Here is a 4051-nt window from a genome sequence, read left to right on the forward strand (position 1 = left end):
CGCGGCCACCGCGCCCGCGCCGGAACAGGACCAGGCGCAGCGGAAGCTGAAGCGTTCCATCGGCGTCGTCGGCGGCACGCTGCTCACGCTGTCCTGCGTGACGCCCGCGTCCACGCTGTTCGTGGTCGTGCCCGACCTGTTCTCCTCGCTCGGCACCGCCACCGCGCTCACCATCGCGATCGGCGCGCTGCTGTGCGTGGGCGTCGCGTTCTGCTACTCCGAGCTCGGCACGCTGATCCCCAGCGCGGGCGGCGAGTACGCGATGGTGTCGACGATGGCCGGACGGCTCGCGGGCTGGCTGGTGTTCGTCCTGTCCCTGCTCGTCGTGATGATCGTGCCGCCGGTGATCGCCATGGGCACGGCCGACTACCTCGCCCCGGTCGTGCACCTCGACCCGTCCCTGGCGGGCGCCGGCGTGATGCTCCTCGCCACCCTCGCGGGCCTGCTCGACCTGCGGGCCAACGCGTGGATCACCGGGATCTTCCTGGTCCTCGAGGTGGTCGCGGCGGGCGTCGTCGCGGTCCTCGGATTCGCGCACGCCGAGCGGGGGGCGTCCAGCCTCACCGACCTCAGTGTGGCGGCGGGTTCCGGCAGCGGTTCCGGCTCCGGCGGCGGCACGGAGACCGTGACGGCCATGCTGATCATCTCCGGGCTCGCCATCGCCCTCTTCGTCACACAGGGCTTCTCCACCGCCGTGTACCTGTCGGAGGAGATGGAGAACCCGCGCAAGAACGTGGCCCGCACCGTGCTGCTCACCCTCGGCATCTCGGCCGTCGTGCTCCTCGTGCCGGTCGCCGCGATCACCATGGGCGCCCCGGATCTCGCCGCGCTCACCAGCGGCGACATCGGCGGCATGGTCGACGCCTGGGCCGGCTCCGGCGTCGGCACCTTCGTCAGCCTGTGCGTCGCCCTCGCCATCATCAACGCGGGCATCGTCATGGTCATCCAGAACTCGCGGGTCCTGTTCGCCTCCGCCCGGGACCAGGCGTGGCCCGCGCCCGTGAACAACGTCCTCTCGCGGCTCGGCGGGCGCTTCGGCTCGCCCTGGGTCGCCACGCTCCTGGTGGGTGTGCCGGGCGCCGCGCTGTGCTTCGTGAACCTCGACACCCTCTACGGCGTGACCGGGGTGTCCGTGACCGGGATGTACCTGCTGGTCGCCGTCGCGGCGCTGCTCGGCCGGCGGGGCTCGCACGGGCTGGCTTCCGCCTGGCGGATGCCGTTGTGGCCCGGGGTGCCGGTGGTGCTTGTCGCGGTGCTCGCGTATGTCCTGAGCCAACAGGAGGCGGCGTACCTCTTGTGGGCCGGCGGGATCGTGGCCGTGGCGACCCTCTACTGGGCGTTCTACCTGCGGCCGCGCAGGGACAGCCGGTGGCTGGTGAGCGTGCCTGGCGAGTAGCCCTCCCAGGGGGCTGCCGCCCCCTGGACCCCCGCTGTCGGCGGAAGGGGCGGGACTGGGGAAAGCCCCGCAGGGTCCTCACCCCCGCAGCCGCCGCTCCACCCCCGCCCAGTCCTTCGGGTCGACCACCGCGGACGGCCCAGGGGCCAGCAGGTCGCGATCCTTGAAACCGCTGGACGTGGAGACGCACACCACGGGCCCGTCGCCTTCCCGCCCGCCCCGGGCGACCTGCTGCCGCAGCCCGGCGAGCCCGGCGGCAGCCGACAGCTCCGCCCACACCCCGTTCCGCGCCAACTCCGCCCGCGCGACGGCCATCTCCTCGTCGGTGACGAGCAGCGCGCCCCCACCGCTCTCGCGCAGCGCGACGACCCCGCGGTGGCCGCCCACGGGGCAGGCGATGGCGTACGCGGCGGTGGGACCGACGGGGACGTGGGTGAGCGCCCCCGCGCGCACGGTGGCGGCGAGCGGACCGCCGGCGGCGGGCTCGCAGGGGTACAGCCGCGGCACCCGCTCCGCGTACCCGAGCCGCACCAGCTCGGCGAAGCCCTTCCACGCGCCGAACAGCATCTCTCCGTAGCCGGTGGGTACGAACACCGCGCGCGGGACGGTGCCCAGCTCGGCGAAGATCTCGTACGCGAGGGTCTTGTAGCCCTCCGGGCCGAAGCCGTGCCCGGTGTGCGCGGCGGGCGTCAGGTTGCTGACGGGGTGGTAGCCGGTCCGCTCGACGATCCGGCGCAGCAGCGACCAGCGCTGCTCGATGGGCACCGGCAGCACGGCGGCCCCGTACGCGCGCAGGAACGCGTCGACGGCGGGCGGCACGTCCGCCGAGGTGACGACGGCGCACCGGAGCCCGGCCCGCGCCGCGAACGCCGCGGCCGACGCGCCGTGGTTGCCGGACGAGGCGACGACGACGCCCGCCGCGCCCGCCCCGGCCGCCGCGCTCACGGCGACCCGGTTCAGCCGGTCCTTGTGGCTCCAGGTCGGGTTGCGGGACTCGTCCTTGAGCCACACGCCGTCCTCCAGGGGCAGCAGCGGAGTGCCGCCCTCCGCGAGCCCGGGGGCATGCAGGGGCGGCAGGAGCGGCGCCCACCGCTCGTGCCCGCGCGGCCGGGACGCGGCGGTCGCGAAGAAGTCGGCGGGCAGCTTGTCGTAGGCGTAGTCGACCTCCACCGGATAGGCCACGGAGTCCGTGCTCGTGACCGGGCAGCCCTCGGTGAGCGGCGGCCACAGCGGGTACCGGACGGACGGGTCGCCGAGCGAGCGCTGGCCGGTGGCCAGGGATTCCGCGGGAGCCGGGAGCTGAGATGTCATGGATCAACAGGGTAGGTGCCCCTGACAGTTGCTTCACGGAAGATCGGGGTGACCCCGCCGCGCCTACCGCGTCGGAAGTACGCGGCCGCCCCCGCGTACTTCCCCGGGAGGCTTCCGGGTTCAGACCGGTGGGGGCATTGGTTGTCAGCGGGCCCCCGTACCGTTGACGGCATGGATCTACGACGGCCCAGGGCCGGAGCCTGGAAGGCCGCCCTTCGCCGGCCGCGGCGGCTGTTCGCCGCCGCGGCCGGCGTCGTGCTGCTCGTGGGGGCGGGGACGTGGACAGGGGTGTCGGCGCTCGCCTCGGACGACGGGCCGGGCGTGCGCCGCTCGGACCAGCGCCTCGACATGGGCACGGCCGACGGCCGCGACGTGCGGATCGACACGTCGTACTTCACCGCGGGCGACCCCGGTGACAAGCGCCCCGCCGTCCTCATCGGGCACGGCTTCGGCGGCAGCAAGGACGACGTCCGCGACCAGGCCGAGAAGCTCGCCCGCAAGGGCTACGCGGTCATGACCTGGTCCGCCCGGGGCTTCGGCAGGTCCACCGGCCGGATCGGTCTGAACGACCCCAAGGGCGAGGTCGCCGACGTCTCCCGGCTGATCGACTGGCTGGCCAAGCGCCCCGAGGTGCGCCTGGACAAGGCGGGCGACCCGCGCGTGGGCGTCACCGGCGCCTCGTACGGCGGCGCGGTCTCGCTCCTCGCCGCCGGGTACGACCAGCGGGTCGACGCCATCGCCCCGATGATCACGTACTGGAACCTGGCGGACGCCCTGTTCCCCCGAGGCGTGTTCAAGAAGCTGTGGGCCGGGATGTTCCTCAGCGCGGGCGGCGGCTGCGACCGGTTCGAGAAGCGGCTCTGCGAGATGTACGACCGCGTGGCGGTGTCCGGAAAGCCGGACGCCGAGGCGCGCGAGCTGCTGTCCGGGCGCAGCCCCGCCGCCGTCGGCGACCGCATCAAGGTGCCCGCGCTGATCGTGCAGGGCCAGACGGACTCGCTGTTCACGCTCGACCAGGCCGACGCGATGGCCAGGGCGATCCGCGACAACCACGCGCCGGTCTCGGTGGACTGGATCGCGGGCGGCCACGACGGCGGCGACATGGAGACCGACCGCGTGGAGGGCCGGGTCGGCACCTGGTTCGACCGCTATCTCAAGGACGACAAGGGCGTCGACACCGGCCCCGCCTTCCGCGTCACCCGCACCGGCGGCATCGACTCCACGGACGGCGCGGCCACGCTGCGCGGTGCGAGCGGCGACCGGTATCCCGGCCTGGCGAGCGGCGTGCGCAAGATCCCGCTCGCCGGCCGCCCGCAGACCTTCGACAACCCCGCGGGCGCCTCG

At 74.1% G+C, this 4051-nt stretch carries 3 protein-coding genes; 2 read left to right on the forward strand and 1 reads right to left on the reverse strand.

Features of this window, described 5'->3' with window-relative positions; all coding sequences use genetic code 11:
• On the forward strand, positions 1 to 1396 hold a 1396-nt coding region (locus STRAU_RS07755; protein WP_037658071.1), incomplete at its 5' end, for an APC family permease.
• 78 nt (positions 1397 to 1474) lie between these two features.
• On the opposite strand, the gene STRAU_RS07760 is transcribed toward STRAU_RS07755, so the two are convergent.
• The gene (locus tag STRAU_RS07760) at positions 1475 to 2707 is read right to left on the reverse strand and encodes a threonine synthase (RefSeq protein ID WP_016639705.1); all 1233 of its coding nucleotides are present in this window, start codon (positions 2705 to 2707) and stop codon (positions 1475 to 1477) included.
• A 171-nt stretch (positions 2708 to 2878) separates the two neighbouring features.
• On the opposite strand from STRAU_RS07760, the gene STRAU_RS07765 reads away from it, so the two are divergent.
• On the forward strand, positions 2879 to 4051 hold a 1173-nt coding region (locus STRAU_RS07765; RefSeq protein WP_037658073.1), incomplete at its 3' end, for an alpha/beta hydrolase family protein.

This window comes from Streptomyces aurantiacus JA 4570, from assembly GCF_000414115.1.
Taxonomy (GTDB): Bacteria; Actinomycetota; Actinomycetes; order Streptomycetales; family Streptomycetaceae; genus Streptomyces; species Streptomyces aurantiacus_A.